The sequence below is a fragment of the Mucilaginibacter phenanthrenivorans genome (genome assembly GCF_024721155.1).
GTDB lineage: Bacteria > Bacteroidota > Bacteroidia > Sphingobacteriales > Sphingobacteriaceae > Mucilaginibacter > Mucilaginibacter phenanthrenivorans.
Genome location: NZ_JAHVAP010000003.1, coordinates 521974 through 538385, shown reverse-complemented (window position 1 = coordinate 538385; position 16412 = coordinate 521974). Strand labels below are relative to the sequence as shown.

The window sequence follows — 16412 nt, the reverse complement described above, 5'->3', positions numbered from 1 at the left end:
GAAACATAAAATTTTGGCAGAGCAACCACGATATTGGTCGAAATTTTATGTAAAAAACTTGAAATTAAGTGATTTAAGCTTATCGCGAATTAATAAATAAGTTTATTTTGTGCATGCTGTAAATCCCGGATAAAAAATTACAGCATAGCAATCTAATGAATTTAACCCGCCGTAAGTTCTTACAATCCCTGTCCATTGGCGTCGTTTTAACAACAACAAAAGGTTGGGCAAACAAGGCTCCCGCTAAAGCAATTGAACGCCGGGACCTCTTTCCGCAAGGTGTAGCGTCAGGCGACCCTACAGCTGACACAGTGATCTTGTGGACGAGGCGTCCGCCGGTAAATGGAAATTCAGCCAATAAGCTGACCGTTGAAATATCGGCCAGCCCGGAATTCAGGAAAATTATGGCGGGCGGCACGACAAATATTGGTGCCGATTCAGATTGGACGTGCCGTTTCATGGCTACAGATCTCAAACCTAATCGCGAGTACTGGTACCGCTTTGTTGATGAGCACGGTTTCGCAAGCCGGATCGGGCGCACCATTACAGCACCTGCCGATGATTCGGATGCACCTGTTCGTTTTACGGCTGTATGCTGTCAATGCCCTAACGAAGCGGCCATGAATGCTTACCGGAAGATGATATTTGAAGATGAAGCACGCCCGAAAGAGCAACGGCTTAATTTTGTGCTGCACCTGGGCGATTTTATTTACGAGGTGACCTGGTATGCCGAAGATAACCCGAACGGAAACCGTGGCCGCCGCATCAGGAACCTGTATAAGTTTCCGCAGGGCCGAAAGGTCAGCAATTTTCACCTGCCTGCTACCCTGGAGGATTACCGCACACTCTACCGGGCCTATTTGGAGGATCCTGACTTACAGGACGCCCGCGCCCGCTGGCCATTTGTGTGTATTTGGGATAACCACGAATTTGCCTGGGCCGGATACCAGAGCCAGTATGTGGCAGGCGGTGGCTACAGCGCCCCGGCGCAAAACCAAAAAATCTCTGCCAACCAGGCCTGGTGGGAGTTCATGCCTGCAATGGTTAAACAACCGAGTAACCCCAAACTGGAACATTTTATTGCTCCCGCGGTGGTGGACACCCCCATGGAAAAATTCAACGAAGACGGGCTTTCAGAAGAACCTAATAACCTGAAGGCGATCCACAGCCTGGACATCCGGCGTGTATTGCGTTGGGGCAAAAACGTAGACTTACTGCTGACTGATAATTGGTCATTCCGTTCTCCTGATATGTCGACTGATGATTTTAATGTACCGGAATACCCGAGGGTAGACGCGCAGATACCTTTTGAGATCATGAATTATGGCCGTCATTACAATGGCGATAAACCACCGGAAACCATACAATTTAACGGCAAAGCGATCCCGAACCCTACAAAAAATGTTCATGCCCAAACTTACCTGGGCAGCGAGCAGAGAAACTGGTTCCTGGAACAGCTCGGGGCGTCAAATGCGCGCTGGAAAATATGGGGACACGGTTTTGGCACCATGGAAGTGCGCAGCGATTATCAAAATTTACCCGGCGAATTAGGCGTTAAGTGGCCTAAAGATGTAGGATATGCGGTAATAGACAACCGGTTTCTTCGTGATAAAGACATTATATTTGATTATATTAAAGACCATAAAGTCACAGGTTTTTGCGTTGTTGGGGGCGATCGTCACGCGTTTCATGCAGGCTTAGCTTCTAAAGCGCTGCCGCCGAAGAAATACGAACCACTGGGCGTGGAATTCATTACCGGTTCCGTATCGCAGCAGGGGCTCTTCGAAGTATTAGAAGTAACCATGGCCAAAGACCATCCGAAACGCGTGCTGTACCTGATCGATCAGCCGGATGGCACCGTGATCCCTTCTATGAACGTTACCGCTCTGCATGGGGTGCTTTCGACACTAAAGTTAAAAGAGACCGGGGATATGGCGCAAGCCCGTGCCGTGCGCAACCCGGACGTAGCGCCGCATTTGTCATTGCTCGATTTCGGCGGCCATGGTTATGTAATGATGACTGCCACTGCCGAGCAGCTTTCGGCAGAGTTCGTATGCATCCCCCGCCCATTGGAACGCAGCGAGCGTGCCGACGGTGGCCCTTTGGTATATCGTGTTTTGCACCGCACAAATTTGTGGAAGGCTGGCGAGGCACCTAAGCTTAAGCAGGAGGTACTTGAAGGGGATCCGCGGTATTGTATTTGAGGGGTTGATTGTGTACGGGGGACCACCAACCTGATATCCTTGCCGGTTTTAACCGCAAAGTCATTTTGAAATGATCAGGTTGGCTATATAAGCGATAGCAATAAGTCCTGAAATGTACTCAATTAATAAACAGATCGTAACGTCAAGTCGCTTCGTTTTCAGCTGGGCAAAATCTAGTTTTATACCGTAGAAAATAATGGATGTGTACATTAAACTTAAAATCAAATAGCGGCTATGCTTAAATTTCACCGTAGCAGTAATTTCCCACGCATTCTTAACTCCGGCTACATCATATTGATCCAAAAAAAGGTCCATGAATAGTAGGTTTACAAAAAAAAAGATTCCCAAAATCAATAAAGATGATGTGACTGCTTTTCCCTTATCAAATCCATAATCGTTCCACCATACCTTCAACCCAATAAACGGTCGCGCATACCACGTGTAATAATCCTGAAATTCATTTAATGCGATAGTACTAGCTTTGATACCCTGTATATTATTGAGGCGAGTTTGAGAGGCTATAATACTATTGTAAATACTTACTACATCCGAATACCATTCATTCTGATCTTTATAAGACCTGACATCAAAAGGAGCGAATTCAAAGTGTGAATAGTCAAAATCGAATTTTGATAAATCAACTTTACGTAAAAATAAAATTGCTCCTGGACGAGCGTTATCGAGGTTGGCGATGACGTTTGCAGCTTTAAATTTAACATTATTAAATATAAGTGCGCTTGCTGAACTACAAGCCACGTGCACAGTGTCGCTCCACAAACAGGAATCTAATCTGAGTACATTTATATACGGTGAAATTACATTGCGTACTGAGTGATAATAAATGGATAATTGTTTGATAGAGTCTTTTGTTTTTGCCTGTGTTACAGGAAGTTGCTCGGGATCAACAAGGGGGTCGAAAACAAAATCAATGTTTTGAGGAGTTTTGCCAAGCGGAGTACCGATGATTTGCAGCAAACGAAGATTGACATTTTCGAGGTCAAAGCGACTTATACGATCTCCTCTGTATGCCATGTGATCTGCGGATAGAGAACGAATCAAAACGTCGGTAAAATCTATAGTTCGATTAGATTGATAATAGTCAGGTTTCCAGCCGGTAGTATCCACTAACACTAAATCAATCCAATTCTCACTAGGTGGAGTGACTAGTTCAGAACGAACATAAGATGTAACAGATCCGAAATTCGCGTAACTGAAATCGTCGTGATGAAGGAACTTTTCACCGCCTATAACAAGATGACCTGTATTGCCATATTTTAGCGTATCTGTGTAAACGTCGCGGCTTTGCAAACCTTTTACAAGAATTTCCTGGCACATATTTACTTTGCCGCCTGGTATAGGCTCAGGACTTGGAAGCCAATTAATATGAAGAGATGGCGGGTCAATCTTTTTTAAAGACGATTCGTTAGGAAATTTAATAGGAGCATATTTGCGATAATCGGAACATAAGACAATGAGGATGATGGAAAATGCGATTAAATAAAACAGTGGTGAACTAAGGACTATCTTAAGTTGGCTAAAAAGATATCGATAAGTGACTTTTAAAAATAAAGAAAGTTTTCTCACTGGTTTTTAACGCATTTTGGTGATTGTATAGGTTTTAAAACGAGCCTTTAAATTGCGGTGGACTAACATTACAAATTGGTCATATCACAAGGATAGGTTGTCCCAGTTTGCCGCAAGCGTCTCGTGGCTGTTGCGCGACGCTTGCGGCAGCCTGGCCTGCAGGTGTTCCATTTTTGCGTGCACGGAACAGATGAAACACTGTAAAACATGCTGATTATCAACATGTTTAATCTTTAGACTTTGTAAGTAGTTCATATTCAATTGTGCCGAAATTTACGTTTTAAGACGCGATCTTATAATTTTCTTATAATCAGCCTGCTTCAGTCTTTTGTTGACAAAAAATCCAGATCTCATCGCGAAAGAATTTACACTTTTAGTAATTAATGCTGTTTTGGCTCTACAGAGAGGCGGTTTCGCAAGCTTCTGCTTGCGAAACTTTGGTCGAAATTACGCTGCGCTAAACTTCGACCAAAGCGAAAACTTCGGACAGCAAGTCAATAATCATCATGATGATGCCGGCCCCGGTCGAAAATAGGAAACCAGTTGCCATCGTTAATCGTGTCGACCTCCAAATCCGCATCTTCCAAATCTTCGTCAAACTCGACAACAACACTCAACTTAACCTCTTGGCTGTCTTTAACAGTAAAAGTGCTATGCTCAACAAAATGCCAACGGTCATCTTCTTTATCATACCAGGCTTCGGATTTGTCGTCGACCGCAATGTCGATTTCGTAGGCAAAATTAGCCGAACATTCTAAAGTTGCCTCGCCGTCACCCAACGAAATAATTGAAAAGTCTGTGATATCGATGTCGCTCAAATCCAAATGTTCCATAGTGTCAACCTCCATTCCATTGATTTCTCCAAGATGCCAGACCTCTTTTTCGATATAATCAGCGATCATCTTTTTAGCGCGCTCTTTTATTTTTTTCTTGTCACGCTCGAACATCAGGTTAATAAATTCCGGGGCTTTAGAGCTTTTTTCTTCTTCAAATCGGATAATGGCATCTAATGCAATAGCAGCGTTTTCAATTGGCTGAACAATTTCTTTTGGTAAATCATCAAAATCTTTGTCGCCAGTAACCAAATAACACTTATCTCCGATCTTTTCAAAATATTCTTTCGTTGCTAGGTAACTGAAAGCATCAGGAAACTCACTTTTCTTTTCACCGCCTCCGAAAGGGGCTGTGCTTTTAAAGTAGTCGTCCATGATTTTTTCAATCGTTAAGTGGCCGGTTTTGATAATTTTCATCTTGGCTTCTTTAACATATTGGTCGAACTTGACTTGAAAATCAGCGCATACTTGGTCGAGATCAATGGATGGGAGCTTGGAATATGCGTCATAGGCTGGCGAATTTTTTAATACTCGAAGGTCTTTGGCAATTTGATTTTGAATATTACGAGTTTTCTCAACCTCTGGTGACAAGCGCTTACGAAAACGCGAAAAAACCTCCCGATAATTAATGTCGGTCATAAAAAGGTTGGCCCAACCTTTACGACTCATCTTTTTTAATTCAGTCATCGCCTTACCTCCAAGGAAATTCTGTTTTTCAATGAATGAAGTATCCAAAACAATATTTCTAATCGGCGCTGACATATTGTAAAAATAATAATAAAATAATTTCAAACCCCGCTGCCGCGTTTATTGTGCAGCTTTTTTAATGAACCATGACGTCCATTGTATCGAATAATTTTGTGCTTCTGGAATTGATTTCACTTTTTAATAATGACTAAATATTTAATATACGTAATTTGCAATTTAAATAAACAATGAGCAGTCATCAAAAACATTGGCCGGAGGATATTACCCATTGGGATAAAATAACTCAAAAAAGCGCAGAGTTGACACTCGCACAAACAGAAAAACTGCTTGTCCACTCTATTGAGTCAGCGAAGTCCATAAGAGAAAAGGCTGATAAACTTACTTCGTTATTAGTACCACTAATAACCGGCTTAGGTGTCTATATATTAACAGACTTAAAAAAGATTCCCGATTTTCCGCATTTTACAGCACTATGTTGCTTGCTAACGCTTTTTATCGCTTTCGTTGTACTATTTCGAAATTTGACTCCTTACACCATTAGGATTCCCGGCAATCAACCCGAAACTTTGATTAATAATAATATGATCAATGCAGAGGATACACCTGACGAACAATACCTTCAAATCATACTACACGTTTGTAAAGAGAACAAAGTACGCAGTGAAAAGAATGATGCGTTGAACCTAACAATGTCTAGCAGAAATCAGTGGGCATTAAAAATTACGGTAATTGGTTTGCTTTTATCCCCGATCATCGGATTCATTTTGGGCGCATATGCGCACCATTCATAACTTTTACTACGTCAGTCACTGGCTGCGTCTTGATAGCTTTTACCTGTACATTAACAGCAACTATTTTTGTTTGTTCCTTCGCCATGATCAATTACAATTTGATATCTGGTATAAACGTATCGCCTCTCACATTTTTAATGTCAGTGGGTGGCTGCACCTTAATCGGCTTGGTGGTGGAAACAACTTGAGCTTTTACCATCTTAGCCACATCCTTGATATTTATATGTTGTTTAGCCATTATTTAATAAATATAAGAAGATAATAAACTTAATAAAAATGCTATTTTTCCACAATGTGTTGTTTGTAAATAAGCTTCCCGCCCTGTTAAGCGCCCACGCTTAACTGAAATAATTGCGAGTGTCCACACTCGCGATACATACATATGCAAAAAGCCGCTTTACTTTCGTAAAGCGGCTCCGTAGCTCGTAGCGTGTTCCAGGTTTTCCGCTGCCCATTCACTATAATTTGGGGGCGGCGCGGGGGGTTAGCGAACCGATTATTTCGAAATAGAGGCGGGCGGCTTTCCTATCGCCGGTGCAGGCGAGCTCATAAATTTTTGACAGCACCGTCGGGGCCATGTTTTTCAACTGTTCCACCCCGCACCGTAAGGCGGGTTGGCTTCCATATCCCTTCCGGTGCTTGATAATGGTTTGGCGGCTCAGGCCGGTTTCGCGGGCCAGGGCACTATGGGAGGGCATAGCGCCGGTTTCACAAACCAGCTTTTCAATGGCGCTGTTGATTTGCGAATGATTGTGCTCCCATGCTTCCTTGTTTGATCTGCCGGACAGCAGCGGCTGTATCTTGCGGGTGAACCGATCCCGCTCTTCGCCCTCCAGACTGTAATAGGTTTGGCTGATTTGCTCATACAGGTAGTCGGTTTCCACCCGGGTGAGGTTTTCCAGATCTTTTTTACTGATACGCGGTAAGGCCAAAACATCGTCGGCTTTTTTCTTGCCGGCGAGGTAATCGTCCAGGAGGTCAAGGCTCAAGTTCGCATTCATATATCTTTATTATTTATGTAAAAATAAAGATATAAATTGAAATATACAAATTATTCTGTAAATTTGAGTGGGTTTACAGTTGCAAAGCCCGTTATTTTATAATATTTTGGATACCAGTAAGTTACTACTGTTCCAGACTATACTGTAAACCCAGCCTGTAAACCCTGAATTAAATCTCTGATTATCAGGGAGTTTCAAAAGTAGTAAATTAAAGAGGATTGATAATCAGCGTGTTCCGATATATCAAGGGTGTTCCGTGCGGAAAAATGGAACGCTTAGTGATCTTGAAATGCCCCTCCGCCCGGCTAAGCGCTCACGCTTAACTAAAAATAATTGCGGGTGTCCACACATGCGATATACCCGTAAACAAAAAGCCGCTCTACTTTCGTAAAGCGGCTTAGTAGCCCGTAGGGGAATCGAACCCCTGTTTCTAGAATGAAAATCTAACGTCCTAACCCCTAGACGAACGGGCCTTTTTAAGGCTTTTTTCCAAAGCTTTGAGATATATTATCCCTCATTTTGGGATTGCAAAGATATACGTTTATCGATAAATTAAAAATATTTTTTTCAAAAAATTTTACTCGGAAAGTCTGAGCGTCCGAAAAGTCCGAAAGAAGCAGCATTTTGAGTAGAAAACGTGACTTTGCCGCAGTAATTTGCTGGCTTGTGTACTTTCCCATCTTTCGGACTTTACTGACTTTTCCGACTTCACCCAACTAAAAATCCAATTAACCACTTATCTTTATGCTAAATTACAATCCACCAATATGAAAGCTACATGGAATAACCAGGTAATTGCTGAAAGCAATGATACCGTTGTGGTTGAAAATAATCACTATTTTCCTATCGAAAGCGTTAAGGCTGAGTACCTGAAGCCATCGCCAACACACACCACTTGCCCCTGGAAGGGCCTGGCTTCTTATTATAGCCTGGATGTGGACGGTATGCATAACCCGGATGCCGCCTGGTATTACCCCGAACCAAAACCTGCCGCCGCAAACATAACCGGCCACGTCGCGTTTTGGAAGGGAGTGAAAGTAACAGAATAGACGCATGAAGCAATACGATGCAATTATAATTGGCGCGGGCCAGGCCGGCGGACCGTTAGCAAAAAAACTGGCGGAGGCCGGCAAAAAAACAGCCGTAATTGAAAAACGCTGGGTTGGCGGCACCTGCGTTAACGACGGATGCACGCCTACAAAAACCATGGTTGCATCAGCTAAAATGGCATATATGGCTGCTAATGGCGGGCCATTGGGCGTTAAGATAAAAAGCTTTTCGGTCGATCTGCCTAAGATCAAAAAGCGAAAGGACGATATTGTTCACAAATTTCGCGAGGGCGGCCAGAAAGGTCTTGAGAAAACCCAAAACCTCGACCTGCTTTTTGGCGAAGCCTCCTTTACTGCCGATAAAACCATCACCGTAAAAATGAACAGCGGACGGGAAAAGGAATTAAAAGCAGATCTGATCTTCATTAATACGGGCGCCAAACCCTTCATCCCCGAAATTGAGGGAATAGATGAGATTGGTTATTTGGATTCTACATCCATTATGGAATTGAACGAAATTCCTGAGCATTTGGTGGTAGTGGGCGGCAATTATATCGGGCTGGAGTTTGGGCAAATGTTCCGTCGCTTTGGCAGTAAGGTTACGGTAATTGAAAAATCGGGCAGGATAGTTTCGAGAGAGGATGAAGATGTTTCTCAGGAATTGACGAAAATTCTGGAAGCAGAAAATATCACTATCCATACCAACGCAATTACCACTAAATTTAAAAAGAAGACCGGCGGAAAGATTAACATCACTCTTACAAAAAACGGTAAAGAAGAAAAAATCAAATGTTCGCATGTGCTGATGGCTGTTGGACGTACACCGCAATCAAGGGCTTTAAATCTTGATTCAACGGGTGTAAAGGTAGATGAAAAAGGTTTTATCACCGTGAACGATAAGCTGGAAACCAATGTAAAGGGCATTTATGCTTTGGGTGATGTAAAGCCCGGCCCGGCATTTACGCACATCAGCTATAACGACTATACCATTGTATACCGCAATTTGATACAGAAGCAAGAGCTTTCGATCAAAGATCGCCCGGTTCCCTATTGTATGTTTACCGATCCGCAATTAGGCCATGTCGGGATTAGTGAAACCGAAGCGAAGAAGCGGGGCATCAAATATAAAGTGGCCAAATTGCCTATGACCTACGTTGCGCGTGCCATTGAAACCGGCGATACCCGTGGATTTATGAAGGCCATTGTTGATCCGGATACTAAAAAAATTCTTGGGGCAACGGTTTTAGGGCCTGAAGGCGGCGAGATTATGACCGTGCTGCAAATGGCGATGATGGGTGATATCACTTACGACAGGATCCGTTATTGCGTTTTCGCTCACCCGCTTTATTCAGAGTCGTTAAATAACCTTTTCATGAGCCTGGAAGATTAAGCAGCGATGATAAAGGTTCAAAGGCTAAGCAAACATTTCGGCAAGGTAAAGGCTGTCGACGAAATCTCTTTCGAAGTGGCGGAGCATGAGAACCTTATTATTTTGGGCACCAGTGGCTGCGGTAAAACTACTACGCTGAAAATGATCAACCGGCTGATAGAGCCAACTGCGGGTAAGATCTTTATCGACGGCAAAAATATCCTTGAGCAATCATCGGAGATCCTGAGGCGAGGCATTGGCTATGTGCTGCAAAATAATGGCCTGTTCCCCCATTATACAGTAGCTGAAAATATTGCTATTGTTCCGCAATTGTTAAAATGGGATAAGAAACGCATAGAAAAGCGGGTTGATGAACTCATGGAAAAGTTGCACCTCACAAAAGATTATCTCAATGTTTATCCGAATGAGCTAAGTGGCGGGCAGCAGCAGCGTATTGGCCTGGCGAGGGCTTTGGTGGCTGATCCGGCGGTGCTGTTGATGGACGAACCCTTTGGGGCGCTGGACAACGTTACCCGCTCAAAGATTCATGCTGAATTTAAGGCGCTTGATGAATTGAAAAGAAAAACCATCATTATGGTTACCCACGATGTGCAGGAAGCCTTTGAGCTTGGTGATCATATCTGCCTGATGGATCAGGGAAAAATTGTGCAGGATGGCACACCTGCCGACTTGCTGTTTAATCCCAAAAACAGTTTTGTAAGAGGGTTTCTTCAGGAACAGAAATTGCAGCTGGAATTTAAAACTATCAAATTGGCTCAAGCCCCCCGGCCCCCTAAAGGGGGAGTAAAAAAAGAAGCGGTAAAAAAGGGGATTAGCATTTCTGCTGATGTTAGCTTTTGGAGTGCTTTGGAGCATTTTAAATTTGATGGAGTAGATGAACTGAATATCATCGATAAAGAGAATAATGAAAGCTGGACGGCGAATTTTGAAGAGTTGATGTCGGCCTTTTATCAATATAAAAAACAACAAACCCATGAATGAGCACCAGCAAACTTTATGGGAATTTATGCAGCAACAAAGCGATAAGCTGCTTACGCAAACCCTGCAGCACATCGGGTTGACGTTTATATCGCTGTTTATTGCGGTGCTGATTGGCTTGCCACTTGGCATTTTTATCACGCGGAAAAAGCAATTCTCCGGCGCTGTACTAGGCGTTGCCGGGATACTGCAAACGGTGCCGAGCATAGCGCTTTTAGGCTTTATGATCCCCCTGCTGGGCATTGGTGCAAAGCCGGCTATTGTGGCATTACTATTATATGCTTTGCTGCCAATTATTCGTAACACGTTTACCGGGATAACGGGTGTCGACCCCGCGGTAAAAGAAGCTGCCACGGCTATGGGCATGAGCAAATGGCAGGTGTTATTTAAGGTAGAATTACCACTGGCGATGCCTGTAATATTTGCCGGCATTCGCACGGCTACGGTAATAACGGTTGGTGTGGCTACGCTTGCTTCGTATATCGCTGCCGGTGGTTTGGGCGAGTTTATTTTTGGCGGTATCTCCCTTAACAATACTAACATGATCCTGGCGGGAGCTATCCCCGCAGCCTTGCTGGCTATTGTTTTTGATTTTTTGCTGTCGCGATTGCAAAAGCTTAATATAAAAAAACTAAAAACCGCTACTGTTGTCTTGCCACTGCTCCTAATTTTGCTTTCTTCCTTCTATCTTCTTCCATCTGCTTATGGCAGTAAATTAAAAGCCGGATTTACACCTGAGTTTATGGGACGGCAGGACGGTAATCTTGGCCTCATCGGCAAGTATGGCTTAAAGATACAAACACTGGTTATAAACGATGCGGTAATGTACAAAGCCGCTTATGAAAAGCAGCTGGATGTGATCAGCGGCTACTCCACCGATGGCAGGTTAAAGGCATATGATTTAGTGGTTTTGGATGATGACAAATTTATCTTCCCACCTTATTATGCTGCACCGATCGTTCGTGAGGATGCTTTGAAAAAGTTCCCGGAGCTAGAAGTGACACTAAATTTACTTTCCGGCAAAATTAATGACAGCATCATGACCGCACTTAATTACCGGACCGACTATCTTCACCAAAGCCCGGAGAGAGTAGCGAAGGACTTTTTGGAGGCTAATAAATTATATAAACCTGCCCGCAACGGCAATGCAGGAACTGTACGCATCGGCTCGAAGATTTTTGGCGAGCAATATATTTTGGCAAGCATGTACAGCATGCTGATAAAAGGCTATACTGATTATGATGCGAGCACAAAAACAGGGTTGGGCGGCACAAAAATTTGTTTTGATGCGCTAACCAATAACCAGATTGATTTTTACCCGGAATATACCGGAACCGGTTTGCTGGCGATTTTGCAGCCATCGCCAAAAACAATTGATTCATTAACGCATAGTAAAGATGAAACTTATAATTATGTACAAAAGGAATTTGAGTCAAAGTATAGCATAAAGTGGCTAAAGCCGATTGGGTTTAATAATGCTTATGCAATAATGATGAGAAGGAAACAGGCAAAAGACTTAAATATTAAAACAATTTCTAACCTTAAACGATATTTAGAAAGCAAATAATTTAATGGACATCGCCGACTGTTACATAAAAGTTCGTAAACGAACGGAGGAAATATGCTGGCCCTTGCAGACCGAGGACTATGTGGTTCAGCCCGTGGTTGATGTTAGTCCACCAAAATGGCACATTGGCCATGTTACCTGGTTTTTTGAAACCTTTATCCTAAAGCCCTATTTTATGGGCTACCAGGAATACAATCCCGACTACAACTACGTTTTCAATAGCTACTATGAAACAGTAGGCAACCGCGTTATTCGTACTGACAGGGGCAACTTAAGTCGCCCAACTGTGGCCGAGATCTATGCCTATCGTAAGTATGTTGATGATGCCATGGCTAAGTTTTTATGCGAGGAGCCGGGGGAGGATGTGAAAGAGTTGCTGATACTGGGCTTTAACCACGAGGAGCAGCACCAGGAGCTATTGTATACCGATATCAAATTCATTTTGGGGCATAACCCGCTTTTCCCGGCTTATTCTCACGACTATGTTTCACCAAAAGTGGATTGGGTTGAAAGCGGGGAATTTATAAAGCTGCCGGAAGGGATCTATGAAATAGGTTTTAAAGGCGAGGGCTTTTGCTTTGATAACGAGTTGAACCCGCATAAAGTTTACCTGAATGAATTTGAGATTAGCCCGAATTTGGTTACCAACGGTGAGTATCTTGAATTCATAAACAGCGGTGGCTATCACGATTTCCGTCACTGGCACGCCGAGGGTTGGGATTGGGTAAAAACCAATAAGGTGGAGGCGCCGCTTTACTGGCACAATATTGACGAGCAATGGCACCATTATACCTTCCATGGCTTGGAACCATTGAGTTTAAAGGAGCCGGTTTGTCACATCAGCTACTTTGAAGCCTACGCCTACGCAGCGTGGAAAGGTTTGCGGTTACCTACTGAATTTGAATGGGAAGCTGCAGCAACGCAATTTAGCTGGGGCAAAAGCTGGGAATGGACCGAAAGCTCCTACCTGCCCTACCCGGGATTTGCCAAGGCACCCGGCGCAATTGGGGAGTATAACGGCAAATTTATGGTGAATCAAAAAGTATTGCGGGGCGCATCGGAAGTTACATCGCCGGGGCATAGCCGCATAACTTATAGAAACTTTTTTCAAACCAATTTACGATGGCAATTTACCGGCATAAGGCTGGCTAAGTAATACATACCTACTTTACTATAGGTGAATTCATCACGAGTGGACTTAAATCAAAACACTCATGATAACTTCATCGCCAATGAAAAACAAGCACTACCGATGAAAAACACTGAAACAGCACCAGCAGAAGAAAAAATGGGCATATTTTCAAATTGCAGAACAGGCAAGTTTTATTACGATGTAAGCTGCGGACTGAACGCAAGCCCTAAGTATTTAAGCTCGATGTATTTTTATGATGCCGTTGGCGATAAGCTTTTCCAGGACCTTATGAACTGCGAAGAGTACTACCCAACCAATTGCGAGCTGGAGATCTTCTCTGAAAAAACCGCCGAGATCTGCAACGCCATCATTGGCGAGGGCGATGCGTTCGACCTAATAGAACTGGGTGCCGGTGACGCAACTAAATCTACTTATCTGCTGAAATATCTGTTGGAGAACAATGCGGACTTCAGCTATTTGCCTATAGATATTTCATCAAACGTAATCTCATATCTTAACATCACATTGCCCGTAACATTGCCCGGCTTGCAAATTACCGGCCTTAATGGCGAGTATTTCGATATGCTTACCAAGGCTTCTGCTATTTCCAATAAACGCAAGGTGGTAATGTTTTTGGGCTCAAACGTAGGCAATATGCCAGTTGACGAAGCCGCACAATTTTGTGCCGATGTGCGCAGCCATTTATCGCCTGGCGATATGCTGTTGATCGGCGTCGACCTAAAAAAGAACCCGGCGACAGTTTTGGCTGCCTATAATGATAAGGAGGGCATTACCAGGCGCTTTAATCTTAATTTACTGGAGCGCATAAATCGTGAACTGAATGCTGATTTTAATATCGACAAGTTCGAACACTATCCGACGTACGACCCGGAGACCGGTGCCTGCAAAAGCTATTTAGTAAGCCTTATTGAACAGGATGTAAACATTAACGGAATGGAAACCATTCATTTTGAAAAGGACGAATATATTTTTATGGAGATTTCCCAAAAATTCACCGTTCAGCAAATTAATGATATGGCCACAAAGGCTTCCTTTAAACCGGTTGACCACTTTTTTGACAGCAAACACTGGTTTACGGATGCCATTTGGGTAGCGGAGTGAGCGTAATTTACTTTGTATACAATTCATTCATATTCAGCTGTACACAATAGTCGGTAGCCCAGGCACCTGCGGCATCTACATATAAGACATTGGGTTTATTGATCTTATTGATGGTTTTGTTTGCGAGCCATTCATTAACGACCAGCAAAACAGACTGGTTACCGATTTTTGCCAGATCAATGATGCTATGGTGTTTGCGGATTGCACTGGTTAACGCCATTACTCCGCTAAAAAGCGGATTGATGCTTTCATCCTGGAAGCTGTTACAAACCATGGCGGCTTCGTCGTGACCCTGGGTTAGTTGCCAGTCAAGCCGTACCAGGTCGTTATATTTTAATGGGCTGCCCATCCCTGTAAAAAACGTCTTTTCCTTTAGTTTTAAATTATCCAGGTTGTTGGTAGCGGCATATTCCCGTTTAAAATTAATGAAGCTATTTGATGTTGCAGCAATGGTACAGGAGTCGATCAGCTTATCTGGTGTTGCGTAGCCCTCAAAAACCATTATCGCTTTGCCTGCAAGCTCATTAAGGGTTACATCGCTTAGTTTTTTTCCGCCGTTAGCGTAGATGTGTTCTTTCCCCAGGCTGTCTATAATAAATTGGGCAATCTTAGCCATCGACGCTTCCTTAGTACAAAAATGACTGAACGACAAAACAACTGTTTCTTTCTTATTAGTGTTCAGGAAATCCTTAAGGTCGTGCAAGATGGTGCTGAATTTTTCGCCGAAGCCCCCGCCGATCGCATCATCCATACAATCGGACGATGCGTGTTTTGCATATAGCGAATCCTTATACAAGCCAATCCGCAGGTCGAACATTCGCATGCCGGAATTTAGCTGGCCTTTTATGTTTTGAATTTGGGTGAGTACGTTACATTCATTTATGGTGCCTTTTTGTTGTCCGCCTGTTGCCGTCAAAACCGACATGCCGGCATCATGCGAGCCCGGCATAATAATATCTTTTAAGCTATAATTGGCCTTTTTCGGAAAAAGTGTTTGCTCCATCCATTTAGCCGGGTTATAATTAACAAATGCCGAAAGATATATTTTGTCATCAGGGCCGGCATAGGCCACATAAAAATTGTTTTTATCAGCAACACAAATAGAAACTGCACTATGCACATTCAAATACCCGGGTAACTGGATATTGAAATTTTTCCTGTCACCGTTATCCATGGTGTAGTACAATCGGGTGTCTTTTTTAATCCCTCTCGAAATATAAAAAACGGCAGTTGAGTTTTGATTATGTAAAACAGCGGGCGATGTTCCGCTTTGAATCCCATTCAACTTTTTCGCCTTTGTCCACTTGTTAGCATTAAAATCACCATTGGCATAATAGATATCCTGGTCTTTATTGCCACGCCAGGTTAAACGTACTGAATCTGCCAAAGCTACAACCGCCGGATAATCGGTGCTTTTAAATGAGAGATCTTTGGTTTCGCCGCCGGTAAGCAATCCATCGGTGCCAATAGCGGCTACGGTGTAAATTAGTACATCCCTGCTTTCGCTACGCGATGCAATTAACATGTTGTTACCAACCACAGCGCAGGACAGTCCAATTGATGCGCCGGTTATTTCAAGACTATCAACCTTACTATTTTTAAAGCAGTTGTCGCTGGTATTGACCACATAGTTAAGCCCGCCATCATGGTTTATCCATAAAACATAAAGATGATTGGGAGTGACGCAAAAAATCGGCGCGAAATTGCTTTGTGCGCTATCAATCAAATCGTCATTTCTTACCGAACCTTTTAACGGTTGTTTGCCTAAATCAGCCACATGAATTTTGCCCGCTTTTTTATCGATCCATGCTACAAAAAAGTTGTCTTTAAAGTAGGCGATGCAGGGCGTTTTGTTACTGGTTGCCGCCGGTAAAATATTTACCGGTGTGCCAAAACTCAGGCTTTGTGCATCCGCTTTCCCAAATATGAATGCTAATAATAAGCCGCCAAAGAAGAGGTAAAACCCTGTTTGTTTAATATTAAAGCAATTTTTCACCTTGGGATAATTTTTTATAACTATATAAAAGTATTATTTTTAGGCAAACAATATCGC

General features: G+C 43.1%; 13 protein-coding genes and 1 tRNA gene. 8 read left to right on the top strand and 6 right to left on the bottom strand.

Annotated features, from left to right (window positions below):
• Positions 1-155 precede the first annotated feature (155 nt).
• Positions 156-2204 (top strand): alkaline phosphatase D family protein, encoded by a 2049-nt coding sequence (locus KXD93_RS08835; protein WP_258136662.1) that lies wholly within the window; start codon positions 156-158, stop codon positions 2202-2204.
• 60 nt (positions 2205-2264) lie between these two features.
• On the opposite strand, the gene KXD93_RS08830 is transcribed toward KXD93_RS08835, so the two are convergent.
• Both KXD93_RS08830 and KXD93_RS08825 read right to left on the bottom strand, forming a co-directional pair.
• Positions 2265-3788 (bottom strand): hypothetical protein, encoded by a 1524-nt coding sequence (locus KXD93_RS08830; protein ID WP_258136661.1) that lies wholly within the window; start codon positions 3786-3788, stop codon positions 2265-2267.
• A gap of 494 nt (positions 3789-4282) precedes the next feature.
• Positions 4283-5383 (bottom strand): PIN domain-containing protein, encoded by a 1101-nt coding sequence (locus KXD93_RS08825; protein ID WP_258136660.1) that lies wholly within the window; start codon positions 5381-5383, stop codon positions 4283-4285.
• 173 nt (positions 5384-5556) lie between these two features.
• On the opposite strand from KXD93_RS08825, the gene KXD93_RS08820 reads away from it, so the two are divergent.
• A complete protein-coding gene (locus tag KXD93_RS08820; protein WP_258136659.1) occupies positions 5557-6120 on the top strand; it encodes a hypothetical protein in 564 nt (187 codons plus the stop codon).
• A 91-nt stretch (positions 6121-6211) separates the two neighbouring features.
• Here KXD93_RS08820 and KXD93_RS08815 read toward each other — a convergent pair whose 3' ends face one another.
• The 3 genes from KXD93_RS08815 to KXD93_RS08805 all read right to left on the bottom strand — a co-directional run bounded on the left by KXD93_RS08815 (position 6212) and on the right by KXD93_RS08805 (position 7594).
• Positions 6212-6358 carry a hypothetical protein gene (locus KXD93_RS08815; RefSeq protein WP_258136658.1) on the bottom strand — a complete coding sequence of 49 codons (147 nt, stop codon included), beginning with the start codon at positions 6356-6358 and terminating at the stop codon, positions 6212-6214.
• 220 nt (positions 6359-6578) lie between these two features.
• Entirely contained in the window at positions 6579-7121 is a 543-nt protein-coding gene (locus KXD93_RS08810; RefSeq protein ID WP_258136657.1) for a hypothetical protein, read from the bottom strand.
• A gap of 401 nt (positions 7122-7522) precedes the next feature.
• A tRNA-Glu gene (locus tag KXD93_RS08805) sits at positions 7523-7594 on the bottom strand.
• 294 nt (positions 7595-7888) lie between these two features.
• Between KXD93_RS08805 and KXD93_RS08800 the strand changes: the two genes are divergently transcribed.
• The 6 genes from KXD93_RS08800 (at position 7889) to KXD93_RS08775 (ending at position 14359) form a co-directional block, all read left to right on the top strand.
• A complete protein-coding gene (locus KXD93_RS08800; protein ID WP_258136656.1) occupies positions 7889-8170 on the top strand; it encodes a DUF427 domain-containing protein in 282 nt (93 codons plus the stop codon).
• Between the two features lie 4 nt (positions 8171-8174).
• Positions 8175-9560: a mercuric reductase gene (locus tag KXD93_RS08795; RefSeq protein WP_258136655.1), complete on the top strand. Its 1386-nt coding sequence runs from the start codon at positions 8175-8177 to the stop codon at positions 9558-9560.
• 6 nt (positions 9561-9566) lie between these two features.
• Positions 9567-10541, top strand: coding sequence for an ABC transporter ATP-binding protein (locus tag KXD93_RS08790; protein ID WP_258136654.1), 975 nt, complete (start codon positions 9567-9569; stop codon positions 10539-10541).
• Positions 10534-12105 carry an ABC transporter permease/substrate-binding protein gene (locus KXD93_RS08785; RefSeq protein ID WP_258136653.1) on the top strand — a complete coding sequence of 524 codons (1572 nt, stop codon included), beginning with the start codon at positions 10534-10536 and terminating at the stop codon, positions 12103-12105. The genes KXD93_RS08790 and KXD93_RS08785 overlap by 8 nt, the downstream gene beginning before the upstream one ends.
• 4 nt (positions 12106-12109) lie before the next feature.
• A complete protein-coding gene (gene egtB, locus KXD93_RS08780; RefSeq protein ID WP_258136651.1) occupies positions 12110-13261 on the top strand; it encodes an ergothioneine biosynthesis protein EgtB in 1152 nt (383 codons plus the stop codon).
• A 96-nt stretch (positions 13262-13357) separates the two neighbouring features.
• On the top strand, positions 13358-14359 hold the full coding sequence (locus KXD93_RS08775) for an L-histidine N(alpha)-methyltransferase (protein ID WP_258136650.1): 1002 nt from the start codon (positions 13358-13360) through the stop codon (positions 14357-14359).
• A gap of 7 nt (positions 14360-14366) precedes the next feature.
• Here KXD93_RS08775 and KXD93_RS08770 read toward each other — a convergent pair whose 3' ends face one another.
• Positions 14367-16355, bottom strand: a complete 1989-nt coding sequence (locus KXD93_RS08770; RefSeq protein ID WP_258136648.1) for a phosphatidylinositol-specific phospholipase C domain-containing protein — start codon at positions 16353-16355, stop codon at positions 14367-14369.
• Between the last annotated feature and the right edge of the window lie 57 nt (positions 16356-16412).

What these genes read in the sequence shown, in the direction of transcription:
- KXD93_RS08835 (WP_258136662.1), top strand. Translation starts at nt 156, where the DNA reads ATGAATTTAACCCGCCGTAAGTTCTTACAATCCCTGTCCATTGGCGTC.
- KXD93_RS08825 (WP_258136660.1), bottom strand. Translation starts at nt 5,383, where the DNA reads ATGTCAGCGCCGATTAGAAATATTGTTTTGGATACTTCATTCATTGAA.
- KXD93_RS08820 (WP_258136659.1), top strand. Translation starts at nt 5,557, where the DNA reads ATGAGCAGTCATCAAAAACATTGGCCGGAGGATATTACCCATTGGGAT.
- KXD93_RS08815 (WP_258136658.1), bottom strand. Translation starts at nt 6,358, where the DNA reads ATGGCTAAACAACATATAAATATCAAGGATGTGGCTAAGATGGTAAAA.
- KXD93_RS08810 (WP_258136657.1), bottom strand. Translation starts at nt 7,121, where the DNA reads ATGAATGCGAACTTGAGCCTTGACCTCCTGGACGATTACCTCGCCGGC.
- KXD93_RS08800 (WP_258136656.1), top strand. Translation starts at nt 7,889, where the DNA reads ATGAAAGCTACATGGAATAACCAGGTAATTGCTGAAAGCAATGATACC.
- KXD93_RS08795 (WP_258136655.1), top strand. Translation starts at nt 8,175, where the DNA reads ATGAAGCAATACGATGCAATTATAATTGGCGCGGGCCAGGCCGGCGGA.
- KXD93_RS08790 (WP_258136654.1), top strand. Translation starts at nt 9,567, where the DNA reads ATGATAAAGGTTCAAAGGCTAAGCAAACATTTCGGCAAGGTAAAGGCT.
- KXD93_RS08785 (WP_258136653.1), top strand. Translation starts at nt 10,534, where the DNA reads ATGAATGAGCACCAGCAAACTTTATGGGAATTTATGCAGCAACAAAGC.
- egtB (WP_258136651.1), top strand. Translation starts at nt 12,110, where the DNA reads ATGGACATCGCCGACTGTTACATAAAAGTTCGTAAACGAACGGAGGAA.
- KXD93_RS08775 (WP_258136650.1), top strand. Translation starts at nt 13,358, where the DNA reads ATGAAAAACACTGAAACAGCACCAGCAGAAGAAAAAATGGGCATATTT.